A 16362-nucleotide genomic window follows, 5' to 3' on the forward strand; every position below is an offset into this window, starting at 1 on the left:
AGGGCTCCCGCGCAAGCGGGGGCCCTTCTGCCATCAGCCTTCGGAATAGTCCCGCCGGGCCGCTAGCCGCCCCGGCTCGACGCCAAATCTCCCGCCGGCGCCCTTCCCAACCTCAGGCTGGCACCCGCTCCCGCGGTGCGGCAAAGGCACCGCGGCGCCAGGCCAGCCAGACGAACAGCAGCGCCCCCAGCGCCATCAACACGGGCAGCGCGTGGCCACTCAGCCACTGGCTGGCAGCCCCGGTGGACAGCGGCCCGAGCAGGCAACCGGCGCCCCACAGCAAGGCGATATGGGCATTGGCGCGCACCAGCGCATCGTCACGGTAGAACTGCCCGACCAGGATCAGCGCCAGGGTGTAGAGCCCGCCGGCCGACGCACCGAACAGCACCAGCAGCGGCCAGATCAGCGCCGTGTGCAGCAGGAACGGAATCGCCAGGCTGGACAGCAGCAGGATCACGCCACAGGCGCGGAACAGCAGGGCGCGCGATACGCGATCGGCGAGCAGGCCGATCGGCAGCTGCAGCAGGGCATCGCCGACCACCACCACACTGGCCATCAGCAGCGCGGTTGCCTGGGCGAAGCCTTCGCGCAGCAGGTACACCGGCAGCAGGGTCAGCACCATCGACTCGAACGCAGCGAACAGCACCACCGCCCAGGCAATTGCCGGCAGCTGCCGGCAGAACGTGGTGAGGCCGCGCCCGGCGGCGCTGTGCGCATCGACCCGCGGCGCCCCGGTGTGGCCCAGCAGCACCAGGCTGCCGCACACCAACAGGCCGACCGAGATCCAGAAACCCAGGTCGCCGTCGCTGCCGATCAGACTCAGCAGCAGCGGCCCAGACAGCTGGCTCAAGGCGAAACCGGTGCCGTACAGCGCCACCAGACGCCCACGCAGACGATCCTCGACCAGTTGGTTGATCCAGCTCTCGCCGAGCACGAATACCACGGTCAGGGAAATGCCGATCAACAGGCGCAGCAGCAGCCACAGCGGATAGCTCGGCAGCAGCGCCAGCAGGCCCACCGAAACTGCACTGGCCAGCAGGCACAGGCGCAGGCTGCGCGGCGTGCCGAACAGCCCGGCCAGGCGCCCGGTCAGGCGCGCCCCGAGCAGCACGCCGACGGCGGGCATGGCGGCCATCACGCCGATGGCGAACGGCCCGTAGCCCCAGCCCTCCAGGCGCAGCGACACCAGCGGCAGGGTCACCCCCAGCGCCAGGCCGACGATGATCACCGCTGCGGTGACGGCGAAATAGGTTCCCCAACGCATAGCCATGTCCTTTCCATTGTCTGGCCGCGAAAAAGCAAACGGCCGGGTTTCCTAGGAAACCCGGCCGCAGGTGTGGCTCGCGAGGAGCCGGCCCCGAAGGGCGGACCTTCAGGCGCCGCAGCGCCCTTCAATAGGTGATTACAGCTTGATCCAGGTGGCCTTCAGCTCGGTGTACTTGTCGAAGGCATGCAGCGACTTGTCGCGGCCGTTGCCGGACTGCTTGAAGCCGCCGAACGGCGCGGTCATGTCGCCCATGTCGTACTGGTTGATCCACACGCTGCCGGCACGCAGGGCCTTGGCAACCAGGTGGGCCTTGGACAGGTTGCTGGTCCACACGCCAGCGGCCAGACCGTAGATGCTGTCGTTGGCGATGGCCACGGCCTGCTCGGTGCTGTCGAAACCGATTACCGACAGAACCGGGCCGAAGATCTCTTCCTTGGCAATGCGCATGGCGTTGTTCACGCCGTCGAAGATGGTCGGCTCGACGTAGGTGCCGCCGGTTTCTTCCAGCACGCGCTTGCCGCCGGCGACCAGCTTGGCGCCGTCGTCATGGCCGGCCTGGATGTAGGCCAGCACGTTGTTCATCTGGGTGGTATCGACCAGGGCGCCGACGTTGGTCGCCGGATCCAGCGGGTTGCCCGGTTTCCAGGCCTTGATCGCCTCGACCACCAGCGGCACGAACTTGTCCTTGATCGAGTTCTCCACCAGCAGGCGCGAGCCGGCGGTGCAGACTTCGCCCTGGTTGAAGGCGATGGCGCCGGCGGCACCTTCGGCAGCAGCCTGCAGATCCGGGGCGTCGGCGAACACGATGTTCGGGCTCTTGCCGCCGGCTTCCAGCCAGACGCGCTTCATGTTCGACTCGCCGGCGTAAACCATCAGCTGCTTGGCGATCTTGGTCGAACCGGTGAACACCAGGGTGTCGACGTCCATGTGCAGGGCCAGGGCCTTGCCCACGGTGTGGCCGAAGCCCGGCAGCACGTTGAACACGCCAGCCGGGATACCGGCTTCGATGGCCAGCTGGGCGATACGGATACCGGTCAGCGGCGACTTCTCGGACGGCTTGAGGATGATCGAGTTACCGGTAGCCAGCGCCGGGCCGAGCTTCCAGCAGGTCATCAGCAGCGGGAAGTTCCACGGCACGATGGCGGCGACCACGCCGATCGGCTCGCGAGTGACCAGACCCAACTCGTCATGGGCGGTGGCAGCCACTTCGTCGTAGATCTTGTCGATCGCTTCGCCGCTCCAACGGATGGCGCGCGAGGCAGCCGGCACGTCGACGTTCAGCGAGTCGCTGATCGGCTTGCCCATGTCCAGAGTTTCCAGCAGGGCCAGTTCCTCGGCGTGGGCGTCGATCAGGTCGGCGAAGCGGATCATGATCTCCTTGCGCTTGACCGGCGCCAGGCGCGACCACACGCCGGACTCGAAGGTGGCACGGGCATCCTTGACTGCCAGCTCGGCATCGGCCGCGTCGCAGCTGGCCACCAGGCCGAGCAGGCGACCATCGACCGGGCTGATGCACTCGAAGGTGTCAGCGGCAGCCGCCTCGGTGTATTCGCCGTGGATGAAGGCGCGGCCTTCGATCTGCAGGCTCTTGGCGCGCTGTTCCCAGTCGGCACGAGTCAGGGTAGTCATGGAGTGCATCCTCGGTGAAAGCGTGTCGCAAATCGACAACACGCACTGTCAATTATTCTGCCAGGCCGATTGCCGGCCCTCGTGCCCGTAACACTAAACCAGAGGCCCTAGGCTTTTCAATATTTTTGACAGGCAGCCGCCAAACGCCTTGCAATGTTCGATTTATCAAACATAGACTGCCGATCGACCGCGGATCACACCGCACCCACCCCATGGACAAGCCCATGAAAACCGAACAGATCGTCGACTTCGCCAGCGCCAGCACCGCCCCCGAGCATTACCGCCCCGCCGCCGAGAAGATTCTCAAGGGCGACCCCGAGCAGAGCGTGCGCAACCACTACAGCAGCCCGTGCAGCCAGTTCCATGCCGGCATCTGGGAAGGCGCGATCGGCCACTGGACGGTCAACTACACCGAACACGAGTACTGCGAGATCCTCCAGGGCGTGTCGGTACTGCGCGACCAGGACGGCAGCGCCAAGACCGTGCGCGCCGGCGACCGCTTCGTCATCCCGGCCGGCTTCTCCGGCACCTGGGAAGTACTGGAGCCGTGCCGCAAGGTCTACGTGATGTTCGAGCAGAAATGATCACGCTGGCGAGGCCGCGCGCCTCGCCAAGCAAGCTTTTATCCTGCGTAACTTGTGCCCGCGTCCCGCGGGCTTTTTTTCGCCCGCACTTTTCTGCGGGCAAAAAAAACCCGCCGATAAGGCGGGTTCTTTTGCAGGAGCCGGATCAATTACTTGATCTTGGCTTCCTTGTACGCCACGTGCTTACGGACGACCGGATCGTATTTCTTGATCTCGATCTTGTCCGGAGTGGTGCGCTTGTTCTTGTCGGTGGTGTAGAAGTGGCCGGTACCGGCGCTGGACACCAAACGGATCAGTTCACGCATGATTTGCTCCTTAAACCTTTTCGCCGCGAGCGCGCAGCTCGGACAGAACTACATCAATACCACGCTTGTCGATGATGCGCATGCCCTTGGCGGAAACGCGCAGACGCACGAAACGCTTTTCGGACTCGACCCAGAAGCGGTGATGCTGCAGGTTCGGCAGGAAACGACGACGGGTTTTGTTGTTCGCGTGGGAAATATTGTTCCCGGTTACCGGACCCTTACCGGTAACTTGACAGACTCTCGACATGCCTCAGCCCTCTAAAACCACATGCCCAACCCGGCATGGGTTGGCCGCTTGAACTCAATAGTCATTTGGCGCTCAGCGCCACGTTTCTCGGGGGTCTTACCGCACTTGTCTGCTTGCGCAGAAGGCGGGCCCCTAGAAAAGAGCGCTGCTTTATACCAGAACACCCCGGCACTCGCAAGAAACCTTGTACCTGGCAAACCCCATGCGCGACCGGCCGCCCCGCCTGCCACGCGGGCCTCAGCGGCGCGCCGGCCCATGACCACTCGTCGCCACTCGCGCATTGTTCCGGCCGGTTCCTTGGTCTAGGGTAAGAGCCTTGCCGTTCGTCGCCGTCCAGGAGGACACCATGCGCCTAGCCGCCCTACCCCTGCTCTTCGCCCCGCTGCTGAGCCAGGCCGCCACCCTGAGCGTGTGCAGCGAGGCCAGCCCGGAAGGTTTCGACGTGGTGCAGTACAACTCGCTGACCACCACCAACGCCGCCGCCGACCTGCTGATGAACCGCCTGGTGGAGTTCGACGCCGCCGCCGGCAAGCTGGTACCCGGCCTGGCCGAGCGCTGGGAGGTCTCGGCCGACGGCCTGCACTACCGCTTCAGCCTGCGCCCGGGCGTGCAGTTCCACCACACCGACTACTTCACCCCGAGCCGCCCGCTGAATGCCGACGACGTGCTGTTCAGCTTCCAGCGCATGCTCGACCCCGCCCATCCCTGGCACAAGGTGGCCAAGAGCGGCTACCCGCATGCCCAGTCGATGCAGCTGCCGGCGCTGATCCAGAGCATCACCAAGGATGGCGAGCAGCAGGTGGTGTTCACCCTCAACCATGCCGATGCGACCTTCCTCGCCACCCTGAGCATGGGCTTCGCCTCCATCTATTCCGCCGAGTATGCCGCCCAGCTGCTCCAGGCCGGCACGCCGGAGCGCCTCAACAGTGCACCCGTCGGCACCGGCCCGTTCGTCTTCAAGCGCTTCCAGAAGGATGCCGCGGTGCGCTACAGCGCCAACGCCGAGTATTTTGCCGGCAAGCCGGCGGTGGACGGCCTGGTGCTGGCCATCACCCCGGACGCCAACGTGCGCCTGCAGAAGCTCAAGCGCGGCGAATGCCAGATCGCCCTGTCGCCCAAGCCGCTGGATGTGCAGGCCGCGCGCCAGGATGCGGCACTGCGCATCAGTGAAACCCCTGCCTTCATGACTGCCTTCGTCGGCATCAACAGCCAGCACCCGCCGCTGGACAAACCCCAGGTACGCCAGGCGATCAACCTGGCCTTCGACAAGGCCAGCTACCTCAAGGCGGTGTTCGAAGACAGCGCCACGCCGGCCAGCGGCCCCTACCCGCCGAACACCTGGAGTTATGCCAAGGAACTGCCCGGCTACCCCCATGACCCGGCCAAGGCCAAGGCGCTGCTGGCCGAGGCCGGCCTGGCCAACGGCTTCAAGACCACTATCTGGACGCGCCCTTCCGGCAGCCTGCTCAACCCCAACCCGGCCCTCGGCGCCCAGCTGCTGCAGGCCGACCTGGCCAAGGTCGGCATCCAGGCCGAGATCCGCGTGATCGAGTGGGGCGAGCTGATCCGCCGCGCCAAGGCTGGCGAGCATGACCTGCTGTTCATGGGCTGGGCCGGCGACAATGGCGACCCGGACAACTTCCTCACCCCGCAGTTTTCCTGCGCCTCGGTGCAGTCCGGCCTCAACTTCGCCCGCTACTGCGACCCGCAGCTGGATCAGCTGATCACCGCCTGCAAGGCCACTGCCGACCAGGCCGCCCGTAGCGCGCTGTACCTCAAGGCACAAACCCTGATCCAGCAGCAGGCCCTGTGGCTGCCGCTGGCCCATCCGACCGCCTTCACCCTGCTGCGCAGCAATGTGCAGGGCTACCGGAGCAACCCGTTCGGCCGCCTGGATCTGTCGCGGGTCAGCCTGTAGCGCTCAGAGCCAGCCGAGCTCGGCCATGGAGGTCGGCTCGCCATCGCCGACGATGAAGTGATCGAGCACGCGCACCTCGATCATGCCCAGTGCCTCCTTGAGGCGCTCGGTGAGCAGGCGGTCGGCCTGACTCGGCTCGGCCACCCCGGACGGGTGGTTGTGCACCAGGATCGCCGCCGCCGCGTTGTGCACCAGGGCGCGCTTGACCACCTGGCGCGGGTAGACGCTGGCGCCGTCGATGCTGCCGTGGAACAGCACCTCGAAGTCGATCACCCGGTGCTTGGCATCGAGAAACAGGCAACCGAACACCTCGTGGGGCTCGTGGCGCAGGCGCGCCTTGAGGTAGTCGCGCACCGCCTGCGGGCTCTCCAGGGCGCCATCGCGCCTGAGTCGCTCGGCCAGGTGGCGGCGGCCCATCTCCAGCACCGCCTGCAGCTGCGCATACTTGGCCGGGCCGAGGCCCAGGCGTCGGCTGAAGGAGTCCAGATCGGCCTCGAGCAGCGCGCGCAGACTGCCGAAGTCGCCGAGCAGGTGGCGGGCCAGATCCACTGCGCTCTGCCCGGTGACCCCGGTGCGCAGGAAGATCGCCAGCAATTCGGCGTCGGTCAGCGCCGCCGCCCCGTGTTCGAGAAGCCGTTCCCGCGGGCGCTCCGCCGCAGGCCAGTCGCGTATGCTCATGACATCTCCCTGTCAGTCGGCCCGCTGTTCCGGCGCAGGCCCGGGTGCTATCTTAGCCCGGCTTTTTGGCGCGGTGACTGGCCTGGGGAGGCGTCTCTCATCGCGTTGCTATCCATCACACATTATTAAGGCAGGCCTATGCAGCGGCTGTATCGGAAACGCATCGTCCTGGGCGTCGGCGGCGGCATTGCCGCCTACAAGAGCGCCGAACTGGTTCGCCGCCTGCGCGACCAGGGTGCCGAAGTGCGCGTGGTGATGACCCGCGGCGGCCGCGAGTTCATTACCCCGCTGACCCTGCAGGCGTTGTCCGGCCACCCGGTACACCTGGATCTGCTCGACCCCGAGGCCGAAGCCGCCATGGGTCATATCGAGCTGGCCAAATGGGCCGACCTGGTGCTGATCGCCCCGGCCACCGCCGACCTGATGGCGCGCCTGGCCCAGGGCGTGGCCGATGACCTGCTGACCACCCTGGTGCTGGCCACCGACGCCACCGTGGCCCTGGCCCCGGCGATGAACCAGGCCATGTGGCGCGACCCCGCCACCCAGGCCAACGCCCAGCTCCTCGAACAACGCGGCCTCAAGCTGTTTGGCCCGGCCGCCGGCAGCCAGGCCTGCGGCGACGTCGGCCCCGGGCGCATGCTGGAAGCCGAAGACCTGGCCCAGCGCGCCGCCGACTGCTTCCAGCGCCAGAGCCTGACCGGCCAGCACGTGCTGATCACCGCCGGGCCGACCCAGGAAAACATCGACCCGGTGCGCTACATCACCAACCACAGCTCCGGCAAGATGGGCTTCGCCCTGGCCGAGGCCGCGGTGGAAGCCGGCGCTCGGGTGACCCTGATCACCGGCCCGGTGCACCTGCCGACCCCGGATCGGGTCAACCGCATCGACGTGGTCAGCGCCCGCGACATGCTCGCCGCCTGCGAGGCCGCGATGCCCTGCGACCTGCTGATCGCCTCCGCCGCGGTGGCCGACTACCGCCCGGAAGTGATCGCCGCACACAAGCTGAAGAAAGACCCCACCACAGGCGACGGCCTGCTACTGCAGCTGGTGCGCAACCCGGACATCCTCGCCACCCTGGCCGGCCGCGAAGATCGTCCGTTCAGCGTGGGCTTTGCCGCAGAAACCGAGAACCTGCTCGGCTATGCTGCGCGCAAGCTGAAGGACAAGAACCTCGACCTGATCGTCGCCAATGACGTGGCCAACCCCACCATCGGCTTCAACAGCGAAGAAAACGCCATCACCATCATCGACCGCGACCTGCAGGCCAGCAGCTTTGCCCAGACCAGCAAGGGCAAGATCGCCCGCCAGCTGGTGGCCTTCATCGCCGAGCGCCTGAACCGCGCCTGACCCCTTACGACCGTTCACAGGGCCCGCCATGCACGCTTTGCAAGCCAAGATCCTCGACCCGCGCCTGGGCAGCGAATTCCCGCTGCCGCAGTACGCCACCCCCGGCTCCGCCGGCCTCGACCTGCGTGCCCTGCTCAAGGAAGACACCGTGCTGGAGCCGGGCCAGACCCTGCTGATTCCCACCGGCCTGTCGATCTACATTGGCGACCCCGGCCTGGCCGCGCTGATCCTGCCGCGCTCGGGCCTGGGCCATAAGCACGGCATCGTGCTCGGCAACCTGGTCGGCCTGATCGACTCCGACTACCAGGGCGAGCTGATGGTGTCCTGCTGGAACCGCGGCCAGGCCCCGTTCACCATCGCCGTGGGCGAGCGCATCGCCCAGCTGGTGCTGGTGCCCGTGGTACAGGCGCATTTCGAACTGGTCGAGCAGTTCGACGAAAGCCAGCGCGGCGCCGGTGGCTTCGGCCATTCCGGTAGCCACTGAGCCTAATTTCAGGATGAATTGCCCGGGAGACGTGCGGTGAAACTCTTCAAGCGCAGCGCCAAGGACACCTCCGCCACGCTGGTCACACCGAGCGACAGCCCGTCGTCGCGGCCCGGCAACGACCACAAGGTTCTGCTACCGGGCGCTCTGGCCGCCCTCGCCGGGCTGCTCGCCGCCGGCCTGCTGCTCGGTTTCAGCCTGGCCGGCAACGCGCAGAAACAGCAGACCCAGCTGATCGAAGCCTGGGGCGGCAGCCAGGCCAGCGCCCTGCAGCAGGCTCTGCTGCAGCTGCAGGCCGATACCCAGGCCGCCGCCGCCAACCCGGCGCTGATCGCCGCCGTGCAAAGTGGCGATCTCGAGCAGATCGGCGCTGCCGAGCGTAGCCAGCAGCACTGGCAGGGCGTGATTGACGTCCACCTCAACGCTCCCGGCCGGGCCAGCCTGAATGTCGGCCGCCAGGGCCCGATGAATTTCGCCGCGCTGGATCTGCTGCGCCGCCTGGAAAATGGTCAGGTGCCTGCCCCCGAGGCCTACAAGATCGGCGAGCGCTGGCTGGTATACAGCGCAGCCATCCTGCGCAGCGACAGCAATGCGCCGGCCCAGGGCACCCTGCTGCTGGTGACCGACCTGCAGCGCCTGCTCAACACCCTGCCGGCCCTGCCCGACGGTGTCGGCCAGGTACAGCTCAGCCAGCAGTTCGGCAGCAGCCCGGCCCAGCTGCTCAGCGAATACGGCAGCGGCGCCAGCGCCACCGCCCTGGAGTTCGACACCGGCAACCCCAACTGGAAGCTCAGCTTCGCTCCCGGCGCAGCGCTGGGCGATGCGGCACTGACGCCGCCGATTCTCGGCCTGGCCGCCCTGCTGGCCCTGGCCGGCGCCCTGCTGGGTCTGCTGCTGACCCAGAACCGCCTGCTGGGCCGCCTGCGCCGTGACGTACAACAACTTTCCGGCATGCTGCAGGAGCTTTCCAACGGCAAGTCGGTCAAACCCTTCAGCATGAGCCTGGCTGCCCTCGACAGCCTGGCCCAGAGCCTGGCGCGCCTGCCGCGCCGCAAACAAGAAGCCTCGCCAGACGAGGCCGGCAGTCCAATCACCACTGCCAAACCGACAACAGTGGCCAAGCCCGCGCAGTTGGCCGACCCGCTGTTCCAAGACACCGATATTCTCGATATCGACATTCTCGACGAAGACCAGGATCTCCTGGGACTGGAGCAATCATCCATGGCCAGCGCCGCACAAACCCCACCGAATCTTCCCGCCAGCATTTTCCGCGCCTACGACATCCGTGGCGTGGTCGGCGACACCCTGACCACCGAAGCCGCCTACTGGATCGGCCGCGCCATCGGCTCGGAGAGCCTGGCCAAGGGCGAACCGAATGTCGCCGTCGGCCGTGACGGCCGCCTGTCCGGCCCGCAGCTGGTACAACAGCTGATCCAGGGCCTGCTCGACTGCGGCTGCCATGTCACCGATGTCGGCATGGTACCGACTCCGGCGCTGTACTTCGCCACTCACGTGCTCAAGGGCAAGTCTGGCGTGATGCTCACCGGCAGCCACAACCCGCCGGACTACAACGGTTTCAAGATCGTCATCGCCGGCGACACCCAGGCCAATGAGCAGATCCAGGCGCTGAAGGCCCGCATCGACAACAACGATCTGGCCAGCGGAGTCGGCAGCGTCGAGCAGGTCGACATCCTCGAGCCCTACTTCAAGCAGATCGTCGGCGATATCGCTCTGGCCAAACCGCTCAAGGTGGTGGTCGACTGCGGTAACGGCGTGGCCGGGGTGATCGCCCCGCGCCTGATCGAGGCCCTGGGCTGCAGCGTGATCCCGCTGTACTGCGAAGTCGACGGCAACTTCCCCAACCACCACCCGGATCCGGGCAAGCCGGAGAACCTGGTCGACCTGATCGCCCGGGTCAAGGCCGAAGGCGCCGACCTGGGCCTGGCCTTCGACGGCGACGGCGACCGCGTCGGCGTGGTGACCAACGACGGCAACATGGTCTTCCCGGATCGCCTGATGATGCTGTTCTCCAAGGACGTGGTGTCGCGCAACCCGGGCGCGGACATCATCTACGACGTCAAATGCACCCGCCGCCTGGGCGCGCTGATCAGCGGCTATGGCGGTCGCCCGGTGATGTGGAAGACCGGCCACTCGCTGATCAAGAAGAAGATGAAGGAAACCGGCGCCCTGCTGGCCGGCGAGATGAGCGGGCACATCTTCTTCAAGGAGCGCTGGTTCGGCTTCGACGACGGCATCTACAGCGCCGCGCGCCTGCTGGAAATCCTCAGCCAGGACAAGCGCGATGCCGAACACGTGTTCTCGGCCTTCCCGGCGGACATTTCCACCCCGGAAATCAATATCACCGTCACCGACGAGAGCAAGTTCCGCCTGATCGATCGCCTGCAGCGCGATGGCGTATGGGGCGAGGCCAACCTGACCACCCTCGACGGCGTACGCGTCGACTACCCGAAAGGCTGGGGCCTGGTGCGCGCCTCCAACACCACACCGGTGCTGGTGCTGCGCTTCGAGGCGGAAAGCGAAGCGGAGCTGACGCGCATCCAGGAAGTGTTCCGCGCCCAGCTCTACAGCGTCGCCCCTGACCTCAACCTGCCGTTCTGATCTACCCCGGAGTCCGTTGTCCAATGACCCTCGATCGTGATGCCGCCACCAATGTCGCCAAGGTTCTGTCCGAGGCACTGCCCTATATCCGCCGCTTCGTCGGCAAGACCCTGGTGATCAAGTACGGCGGCAACGCCATGGAGAGCGACGAGCTCAAGGAAGGTTTCGCCCGCGACATCGTGCTGATGAAGGCAGTTGGCATCAACCCGGTGGTGGTACATGGCGGCGGCCCGCAGATCGGCGATCTGCTCAAGCGCCTGTCGATCGAGAGCCACTTCATCGATGGTATGCGCGTCACCGACGCGCAGACCATGGACGTGGTGGAGATGGTGCTCGGCGGCCAGGTCAACAAGGACATCGTCAACCTGATCAACCGCCATGGCGGCAGCGCCATCGGCCTGACCGGCAAGGATGCCGAGCTGATTCGCGCGAAGAAGCTCACCGTGACCCGCCAGACCCCGGAGATGACCCAGCCGGAAATCATCGATATCGGTCATGTCGGCGAAGTGGTCGGGGTCAACACCGACCTGCTGAACATGCTGGTGCAGGGCGACTTCATCCCGGTGATCGCGCCGATTGGCGTGGGCGCCGGTGGCGAGTCGTACAACATCAACGCCGACCTGGTGGCCGGCAAGGTGGCCGAAGCACTGAAGGCCGAGAAGCTGATGCTGCTGACCAACATCGCCGGGCTGATGAACAAGCAGGGTGAAGTGCTGACCGGGCTGACCACCGAACAGGTGGACGGCCTGATCGCCGACGGCACCATCTACGGCGGCATGCTGCCGAAGATCCGCTGCGCCCTGGAAGCCGTGCAGGGTGGGGTGACCAGCGCGCACATCATCGATGGTCGCGTGCCCAATGCCGTACTGCTGGAAATCTTCACCGACAGCGGTGTCGGCACCCTGATCAGCAACCGCAAACGCCACCACTGAGTGACGCCATGCTGGCCGGCCTTGCGCCGGCCAGAACTCAGTGCCCGACCAGCACCTCGAGACGTGCACGGTCGGCAGCGAAGCTGGCCTCGGCATCCTCGCGGTTTTTCTGGTAACGCAAGATGTCCTTGCTCAGCCCTTCCTGCTCGATGCGCAGGTTGTCGATCTGCACCAGCAGATGCTCCGGCACCGGCCGCCCGCTGCGCTCCACTTCAGCCGCCTTGGACTGCAGGTTGGCCTGCTGGGTACGCAGCGACCCCAGGTTGCTCTGCGCCACGCTGATCACCCCGTCCAGCTCGGCCAGCTTGCGATCACGGGCCCGATCCACATCAGCCACTTCGGTATAGATACGCAGCAGTTGCGCGTCGGACTTGGCCTGCGCCTTGTCCGCCAGAATGCGCTTACGCTCGGCCATGCTCGGCGCCGGAGGCACCACACGCAGCACACGACCCTGCTCGTTGACCACCTCGTAACCCTTCTCGATGAACTCCGGCGGTACGCCGAGGCGATCAATCACGGTCACGCCCTTGTCGTTGACATAGCGGTAGTATTCGGTCACCGGAGCCTCAACAACCTTGGGCTTCCCGGCCGCCGCGGCAAAGTCCAGTCCTGCCATCAGGATCAAACAGAATGCCACCGGTCTGAGCATGGAGCTTTCCTTGTTATGGTTAGATGCCGTACTGCGCGCGGTAGGCTTCCACCGCCGGCAGGTGCTTCTTCAGCTCGGCATCGCCAGCCAGATAATCCAGCACCTGCTCCAGGGACACAATACTGACCACCGGCATGCCGTAGTCGCGCTCCACTTCCTGGATCGCCGACAGCTCGCCCTGGCCACGCTCCTGGCGGTTCAGCGCGATCAGCACGCCAGCCGCCTGGGCGTTCTGCGCCTGGATGATCTGCATCACCTCGCGGATCGCGGTACCGGCGGTGATCACGTCGTCGACGATCATCACCCGCCCGGCCAGCGGGGCACCGACCAGGGTGCCGCCCTCGCCATGATCCTTGGCTTCCTTGCGGTTGAAGCACCAGGGCAGGTCGCGCTCGTGATGCTCAGCCAGGGACACTGCCGTAGCAGCCGCCAGGGGAATGCCCTTGTAGGCCGGGCCGAACAGCACATCGAAATCGATGCCGCTTTCCATCAGCGCGGCGGCGTAGAAACGCCCCAGCTTGGCCAGGGCCAGACCGCTGCTGAACAGACCGGCATTGAAGAAGTAAGGGCTGGTACGCCCCGACTTGAGAGTGAACTCACCGAAGCGCAGAACCCCGCGTTCGATGGCGAAACGAATGAATTCGCGTTGATACGCCTGCATGAAAAGCCCCGTACGGCACGGATTTAGCTATGAATTTAGCTAATGGGAATGAGCTCGGGTATCATACACCGAGGTGTTTTTGGGGGCCATTTATGCGGATCATCAGTGTGAACGTGAATGGTATTCAGGGCGCGGCCGAGCGTGGATTGCTCAGTTGGCTGCAAGCCCAGAATGCCGACGTGATCTGCCTGCAAGATACTCGCGCCTCTTCCTTCGAACTCGATGACCCGGCCTTCCAGCTGGATGGCTATTTCCTCTATGCCGTCGACGCCGAGGTGCCCGAACAGGGCGGCGTGGCTCTGTACTCCCGACTGCAACCCAAGGCGGTGATCCACGGCCTGGGCTTCGAGTCGGCCGATCGGTACGGGCGCTATCTACAGGCGGATTTCGATAAAGTCAGTATCGCCACCCTGCTGCTGCCATCCGGCCAGGGCGGGGACGAGAACCTGAATCAGAAATTCAAATTCATCGACGACTTCACCGGCTACCTGGACAAGCAACGGCGCAAGCGCCGCGAGTACATCTACTGCGGCTCGCTGTTCGTTGCCCACCAGAAGCTGGACGTGAAGAACTGGCGCGACTGCCAGCAGTTGCCCGGCTTCCTCGCGCCCGAGCGGGCCTGGCTGGATGAAGTGATCGGCACCATGGGCTATGTCGATGCCCTGCGCGAAGTCAGCCGCGAAGGCGAGCAGTACAGCTGGTGGCCGGACAGCGAGCAGGCCGAGATGCTCAACCTCGGCTGGCGCATGGACTACCAGCTGCTCACCCCCGGCATGCGCCGCTCGGTGCGCAACGCCAAGCTGCCGCGCCAGCCGCGCTTCTCCCAGCACGCGCCGCTGATCGTCGACTACGACTGGCTGCTCAGCGTCTGACCCGGCAAGCGGCCAACCTCAGTTGGCCGCATTCCCGCGCAATGCACCCCAGATTCGCCCCGCCACACTGACCGCAGCCAGCACCAGCGCGCCGGCGACAATGCCGAACAGCGCATCGAACAGCGTCGGCATCAGCAGGGCCAGCACCCCACCCAGTGCCGGCAGCGGCGCCACAGCCCCGACCAGGTGCTCGACCAGGCCATGGGCGAACGGTAGGCCGTGGGTCAGGATGCCGCCGCCGACCATGAACATGGCCGCCGTGCCCACCACCGACAAGGCCTTCATCAGCCAGGGCGCCGCGCGCAGGATGCCGCGACCCAGCGCCTGTGCCGCAGCACTGGCGCGGCGACTGAGGTACAGACCGAGATCATCCAGTTTGACGATGCCGGCCACCAGTCCGTAGACCCCGACCGTCATCACCAGGGCAATCCCCGCCAGCACGCCGAGCTGCTGCAGGAACGGCTGGCTGGCCACCACCCCCAGGGTGATGGCGATGATTTCCGCCGACAGCACGAAGTCGGTACGGATCGCCCCCTTGATCTTGTCCTGCTCGTAGGCCTGCATGTCCACCGCCGGATCGGCCAGCGCCTCAACATGCGCGGCATGCTGCGCCTCGTCCTCGGCGGCGCTATGGAGGAACTTGTGCGCCAGCTTCTCGAAGCCCTCGAAGCACAGGAAGGCGCCGCCGATCATCAGCAGCGGCGTCACCGCCCAGGGCGCGAAGGCGCTGATCAGCAACGCCGCCGGCACCAGGATCGCCTTGTTCAGCAGCGAGCCCTTGGCCACTGCCCAGACCACCGGCAGCTCGCGCTCGGCGCTGACCCCGGTGACCTGCTGGGCATTCAGCGCCAGGTCGTCGCCCAGCACGCCCGCGGTTTTCTTCGCCGCCACCTTGGTCATCACCGACATGTCGTCGAGCACGGTGGCAATGTCATCGATCAGGGCTAACAGGTTGGCTCCAGCCACTACACAAATCCTTATTGGCGCAGGTTGAAACGAAACGGCCCCGTAATCGGGGCCGGTGCATGCCGTGCAGCGCTTACTTGATCAGGCGCCAGCACAGCGGATAACGGTAATTCAGGCCCTCGTTGGCCTTGATCCCGCCGATGATGGTCAGCACCAGGGCGGCCAGACCCAGCAGCGGCAACAGCAACGCGCCGATCACCACCAGGGTCAGCAACAGACAGACCAGCGCGGCAATCGACACGGTGATCTGGAAGTTCAGCGCTTCCTTGCCCTGGTCGTCGACCAGCGGATCGAGCTCGCGCTTGATCTGCCAGACAATCAGCGGCCCGATCAGGTTGCCGAACGGAATCAGCAAACCGATGAAGGCCGCCAGGTGGCAGAACATCGCCCATTGACGGGCTTCCTGGCTCGGCGTCGGGGAGGGGTTCTGCTCATCCATGGTGGCGCTCCGTGCTTGTGGGGAAGGGAATCAGTCGGCCAGGGCCGCGCGCTGCAGCTCGAACAGCTCGCGCATGCCCTGCTGGGCCAGCGCCAGCATGGCATTCAGTTCTTCCGGCTGGAAGGGGGCGCCTTCGGCGGTGCCCTGCACTTCGATGAAGCCGCCGGCGTCGGTCATCACCACGTTGAGATCGGTCTCGGCGGCGGAGTCTTCCAGGTAGTCCAGATCCAGCACCGTCTCGCCCTGGTAGATGCCCACGGACACCGCGGCAACCATCTGCTTGAGCGGCTCGCCCTTCAGCGCGCCGCGCTTCTTCAGCACTTTCAGGGCATCGGCCAGGGCCACCATGGCGCCGGTGATGGAGGCGGTGCGGGTGCCGCCGTCGGCCTGGATCACATCGCAGTCGATGTAGATGGTGTTCTCGCCCAGCTTGCTCATGTCCAGCGCGGCGCGCAGCGAGCGACCGATCAGGCGCTGGATCTCCAGGGTGCGGCCGCCCTGCTTGCCACGGCTGGCCTCGCGGCCGTTACGCTCGCCGGTGGCGCGCGGCAGCATGCCGTACTCGGCGGTCAGCCAGCCCTGGCCCTGGCCCTTGAGGAAGCGCGGCACGCCGGCTTCGACGCTGGCGGTGCAGATGACCTTGGTGTCGCCGAACTCGACCAGCACCGAACCCTCGGCGTGCTTGGTGTAGTTGCGGGTAATGCGTACGGAGCGCAACTGGGTGGAGGCACGGCCGCTGGGACGTTTCATCTGCTAAATACCTGT

17 protein-coding genes are annotated in these 16362 nt (G+C 65.9%); 7 read left to right on the plus strand and 10 right to left on the minus strand.

Features of this window, described 5'->3' with window-relative positions; translation table 11 throughout:
* Positions 1 to 112: 112 nt before the first annotated feature.
* Complete coding sequence (locus A9179_RS21905) at positions 113 to 1264, minus strand: MFS transporter (RefSeq protein WP_187808296.1); 1152 nt, start codon at positions 1262 to 1264, stop codon at positions 113 to 115.
* A 138-nt stretch (positions 1265 to 1402) separates the two neighbouring features.
* Positions 1403 to 2896, minus strand: coding sequence for an aldehyde dehydrogenase (locus A9179_RS21910; protein WP_187808297.1), 1494 nt, complete (start codon positions 2894 to 2896; stop codon positions 1403 to 1405).
* Positions 2897 to 3120: 224 nt separating this feature from the next.
* Between A9179_RS21910 and A9179_RS21915 the strand changes: the two genes are divergently transcribed.
* Entirely contained in the window at positions 3121 to 3480 is a 360-nt protein-coding gene (locus A9179_RS21915) for a cupin domain-containing protein (RefSeq protein ID WP_187808298.1), read from the plus strand.
* Positions 3481 to 3629: 149 nt separating this feature from the next.
* On the opposite strand, the gene rpmG is transcribed toward A9179_RS21915, so the two are convergent.
* Positions 3630 to 3785, minus strand: a complete 156-nt coding sequence (rpmG, locus tag A9179_RS21920) for a 50S ribosomal protein L33 (protein ID WP_013793373.1) — start codon at positions 3783 to 3785, stop codon at positions 3630 to 3632.
* 10 nt (positions 3786 to 3795) lie between these two features.
* The gene (gene rpmB / locus A9179_RS21925) at positions 3796 to 4032 is read right to left on the minus strand and encodes a 50S ribosomal protein L28 (protein WP_039806568.1); all 237 of its coding nucleotides are present in this window, start codon (positions 4030 to 4032) and stop codon (positions 3796 to 3798) included.
* Between the two features lie 346 nt (positions 4033 to 4378).
* Here rpmB and A9179_RS21930 point away from each other — a divergent pair, with 346 nt between their 5' ends.
* The gene (locus A9179_RS21930; RefSeq protein ID WP_187808299.1) at positions 4379 to 5950 is read left to right on the plus strand and encodes an ABC transporter substrate-binding protein; all 1572 of its coding nucleotides are present in this window, start codon (positions 4379 to 4381) and stop codon (positions 5948 to 5950) included.
* Positions 5951 to 5953: 3 nt separating this feature from the next.
* Here A9179_RS21930 and radC read toward each other — a convergent pair whose 3' ends face one another.
* Positions 5954 to 6628, minus strand: a complete 675-nt coding sequence (gene radC, locus A9179_RS21935; protein ID WP_187808300.1) for a RadC family protein — start codon at positions 6626 to 6628, stop codon at positions 5954 to 5956.
* 138 nt (positions 6629 to 6766) lie between these two features.
* Here radC and coaBC point away from each other — a divergent pair, with 138 nt between their 5' ends.
* From coaBC to argB, 4 genes are all read left to right on the plus strand, one after another.
* The gene (gene coaBC, locus A9179_RS21940; RefSeq protein WP_187808301.1) at positions 6767 to 7975 is read left to right on the plus strand and encodes a bifunctional phosphopantothenoylcysteine decarboxylase/phosphopantothenate--cysteine ligase CoaBC; all 1209 of its coding nucleotides are present in this window, start codon (positions 6767 to 6769) and stop codon (positions 7973 to 7975) included.
* A gap of 28 nt (positions 7976 to 8003) precedes the next feature.
* Positions 8004 to 8459, plus strand: a complete 456-nt coding sequence (gene dut / locus A9179_RS21945) for a dUTP diphosphatase (protein WP_187808302.1) — start codon at positions 8004 to 8006, stop codon at positions 8457 to 8459.
* A gap of 1221 nt (positions 8460 to 9680) precedes the next feature.
* On the plus strand, positions 9681 to 11078 hold the full coding sequence (gene algC, locus A9179_RS22890) for a phosphomannomutase/phosphoglucomutase (protein ID WP_223123467.1): 1398 nt from the start codon (positions 9681 to 9683) through the stop codon (positions 11076 to 11078).
* 23 nt (positions 11079 to 11101) lie between these two features.
* Entirely contained in the window at positions 11102 to 12010 is a 909-nt protein-coding gene (gene argB, locus A9179_RS21955; RefSeq protein ID WP_187808304.1) for an acetylglutamate kinase, read from the plus strand.
* A gap of 37 nt (positions 12011 to 12047) precedes the next feature.
* Here argB and A9179_RS21960 read toward each other — a convergent pair whose 3' ends face one another.
* The gene (locus A9179_RS21960; RefSeq protein WP_187808305.1) at positions 12048 to 12659 is read right to left on the minus strand and encodes a DUF4124 domain-containing protein; all 612 of its coding nucleotides are present in this window, start codon (positions 12657 to 12659) and stop codon (positions 12048 to 12050) included.
* Positions 12660 to 12678: 19 nt separating this feature from the next.
* The gene (pyrE, locus tag A9179_RS21965; protein ID WP_187808306.1) at positions 12679 to 13320 is read right to left on the minus strand and encodes an orotate phosphoribosyltransferase; all 642 of its coding nucleotides are present in this window, start codon (positions 13318 to 13320) and stop codon (positions 12679 to 12681) included.
* A gap of 92 nt (positions 13321 to 13412) precedes the next feature.
* Between pyrE and A9179_RS21970 the strand changes: the two genes are divergently transcribed.
* Positions 13413 to 14192 (plus strand): exodeoxyribonuclease III, encoded by a 780-nt coding sequence (locus A9179_RS21970; RefSeq protein WP_187808307.1) that lies wholly within the window; start codon positions 13413 to 13415, stop codon positions 14190 to 14192.
* A gap of 18 nt (positions 14193 to 14210) precedes the next feature.
* On the opposite strand, the gene A9179_RS21975 is transcribed toward A9179_RS21970, so the two are convergent.
* The 3 genes from A9179_RS21975 to rph form a co-directional block, all read right to left on the minus strand.
* Positions 14211 to 15158: a DUF808 domain-containing protein gene (locus A9179_RS21975; protein WP_187808308.1), complete on the minus strand. Its 948-nt coding sequence runs from the start codon at positions 15156 to 15158 to the stop codon at positions 14211 to 14213.
* Between the two features lie 73 nt (positions 15159 to 15231).
* Entirely contained in the window at positions 15232 to 15597 is a 366-nt protein-coding gene (locus A9179_RS21980) for a DUF4870 domain-containing protein (protein WP_187808309.1), read from the minus strand.
* Positions 15598 to 15627: 30 nt separating this feature from the next.
* Positions 15628 to 16347, minus strand: a complete 720-nt coding sequence (gene rph, locus A9179_RS21985) for a ribonuclease PH (protein ID WP_187808310.1) — start codon at positions 16345 to 16347, stop codon at positions 15628 to 15630.
* Positions 16348 to 16362: the final 15 nt, after the last annotated feature.

Origin of the sequence: Pseudomonas alcaligenes, from assembly GCF_014490745.1 — a bacterium.
Classification (GTDB): Bacteria; Pseudomonadota; Gammaproteobacteria; order Pseudomonadales; family Pseudomonadaceae; genus Aquipseudomonas; species Aquipseudomonas alcaligenes_C.

What these genes read in the sequence shown, in the direction of transcription:
- A9179_RS21905 (WP_187808296.1), bottom strand. Translation starts at nt 1,264, where the DNA reads ATGCGTTGGGGAACCTATTTCGCCGTCACCGCAGCGGTGATCATCGTC.
- A9179_RS21910 (WP_187808297.1), bottom strand. Translation starts at nt 2,896, where the DNA reads ATGACTACCCTGACTCGTGCCGACTGGGAACAGCGCGCCAAGAGCCTG.
- A9179_RS21915 (WP_187808298.1), top strand. Translation starts at nt 3,121, where the DNA reads ATGAAAACCGAACAGATCGTCGACTTCGCCAGCGCCAGCACCGCCCCC.
- rpmG (WP_013793373.1), bottom strand. Translation starts at nt 3,785, where the DNA reads ATGCGTGAACTGATCCGTTTGGTGTCCAGCGCCGGTACCGGCCACTTC.
- rpmB (WP_039806568.1), bottom strand. Translation starts at nt 4,032, where the DNA reads ATGTCGAGAGTCTGTCAAGTTACCGGTAAGGGTCCGGTAACCGGGAAC.
- A9179_RS21930 (WP_187808299.1), top strand. Translation starts at nt 4,379, where the DNA reads ATGCGCCTAGCCGCCCTACCCCTGCTCTTCGCCCCGCTGCTGAGCCAG.
- radC (WP_187808300.1), bottom strand. Translation starts at nt 6,628, where the DNA reads ATGAGCATACGCGACTGGCCTGCGGCGGAGCGCCCGCGGGAACGGCTT.
- coaBC (WP_187808301.1), top strand. Translation starts at nt 6,767, where the DNA reads ATGCAGCGGCTGTATCGGAAACGCATCGTCCTGGGCGTCGGCGGCGGC.
- dut (WP_187808302.1), top strand. Translation starts at nt 8,004, where the DNA reads ATGCACGCTTTGCAAGCCAAGATCCTCGACCCGCGCCTGGGCAGCGAA.
- algC (WP_223123467.1), top strand. Translation starts at nt 9,681, where the DNA reads ATGGCCAGCGCCGCACAAACCCCACCGAATCTTCCCGCCAGCATTTTC.
- argB (WP_187808304.1), top strand. Translation starts at nt 11,102, where the DNA reads ATGACCCTCGATCGTGATGCCGCCACCAATGTCGCCAAGGTTCTGTCC.
- A9179_RS21960 (WP_187808305.1), bottom strand. Translation starts at nt 12,659, where the DNA reads ATGCTCAGACCGGTGGCATTCTGTTTGATCCTGATGGCAGGACTGGAC.
- pyrE (WP_187808306.1), bottom strand. Translation starts at nt 13,320, where the DNA reads ATGCAGGCGTATCAACGCGAATTCATTCGTTTCGCCATCGAACGCGGG.
- A9179_RS21970 (WP_187808307.1), top strand. Translation starts at nt 13,413, where the DNA reads ATGCGGATCATCAGTGTGAACGTGAATGGTATTCAGGGCGCGGCCGAG.
- A9179_RS21980 (WP_187808309.1), bottom strand. Translation starts at nt 15,597, where the DNA reads ATGGATGAGCAGAACCCCTCCCCGACGCCGAGCCAGGAAGCCCGTCAA.
- rph (WP_187808310.1), bottom strand. Translation starts at nt 16,347, where the DNA reads ATGAAACGTCCCAGCGGCCGTGCCTCCACCCAGTTGCGCTCCGTACGC.